1 pseudogene is annotated in these 1500 nt (G+C 67.1%); it reads right to left on the reverse strand.

Annotation, left to right across the window (positions count from 1 at the left end):
- Nucleotides 1-198: 198 nt before the first annotated feature.
- Nucleotides 199-1440, reverse strand: a pseudogene (locus tag NS2_RS35595) (IS4 family transposase).
- Between the last annotated feature and the right edge of the window lie 60 nt (nucleotides 1441-1500).

Raw genomic sequence — 1500 nt, forward strand, 5'->3', positions numbered from 1 at the left:
GTACTAAGGCGCTGGTGCAGCCGGACCTCGGGTGGTGCTGGGTGGTTGGTGTTGGTGTTGGTGTGGTGGGGGTATTTCCGCGGGAAGTTCTGGCGTCGTCCGCGTTCGGTGACGCGGGGGTAGCTGCGAGGGCGCCACGGTGGGTTCGGGCGTGCGAAGATCTCGGCGACCGCGGCTGCGGTCGCGTCGGCAAGGTGGTCAGGGGGAAAAGCCGCCTTGGCCGGTGACGTGGCGCCGGACAGCGCGCAGGGTCCGCAGAAACGACAGTCGTAGCGGGTTGGTGGAGTCGAAATCTTATGCGTGGCAAATGAGTTCGCGGATCGCGTAGTGAGTGATCAGCAGCCCCCAGATCTCCTGGCGCACCATGGCCGGGCGGTGCGAGCGCAACACCCGGCCATGGTGCGCTGATGGGTTTCGATCTTGGCGAAGCTGGTCTCGATCTCCCATCGGTGGGCGTAGGCGGCGGCCAGCTCGACGGCTGCGGTCTGGTCGGGGTCGAGGATGGTGGTGACCGGCCGGATCGGACCGGGTTCACCGGCACGGTTGACGATCTCGTATTCGATCACCCGCACAGGCAAGCCCTCGGCTGCGGTATCCAGCCCGCGGCGTCGGTGGCTACGCAGGCGCTGACGTTCGGATTTGCCGGTCAATGCCGACAGATACGAGCCCCCGGGAAGTTCTTCCACGGCAGGCAACTTCAACGGTTCCATCACCCGCTACAGCAGGTCCGCGCCGGTCTCAGCGGCCTGGTGCCACAACTCGTGACCGAAGAATCCGCGATCGGCGATGACCAGCATCCCCGCCTCGAACTCGTCGAGCAGCGCCCGCGCTATCGCCCGGTCGTTCTGGTCGACCGCGCCGAGGTGGGCGGCAACGATCGCGTGGGTGGCGCGCTCGGCCAAGGCCGGGATCTTCTCCTGTGGGATACGGGCCGTCCTCACCGGTACTGGTGCGCCTGCGCCCGAACACCGCCTCGTTGTCGCCGGTGTCGGGCACGTCCATCTCGACCGCGTCGATGGCCATCACCCGCAGACCTGCCAGCCACGCGCCCGGACAACCCGCGCTCGCCAAGGGGACCGCGACCCGCCGAAACAACTCCTCGAGAGGCTCCTCACCGAGCCGGGTACGCGCCTTGCACAACGCCGTCGCGGTCGGCATCTGCCACCGTTGCTCCCACGACCGCGGAAACCGAAGCCCGTCAACGAGTTTGGCCCTCACCTCCTCGCAGGCGTCGTCGAAGAACAACGTCAACGCCGACACGAAATACACCACCACCCGCGCGGGCATCAACCGGCGACGCTGCTCGACCCGACCGGTGTCGATCAACACCTCATCGACCAGATCGCGCTCGACCACCCGCGTCGACACCCTCAACCCGACCCGATCGGTCAACCGGCCGGTCTCCGCGCTCGCCTCCCGCAGCGCCAGGCCCGGCACAATACGCCGATCCCGCTATGGCCCACACCATTTCACAAAGATCCGGCTTAGTACTGCAACGGC

Origin of the sequence: Nocardia seriolae NBRC 15557 (assembly GCF_007990715.1) — a bacterium.
Classification (GTDB): Bacteria; Actinomycetota; Actinomycetes; order Mycobacteriales; family Mycobacteriaceae; genus Nocardia; species Nocardia seriolae.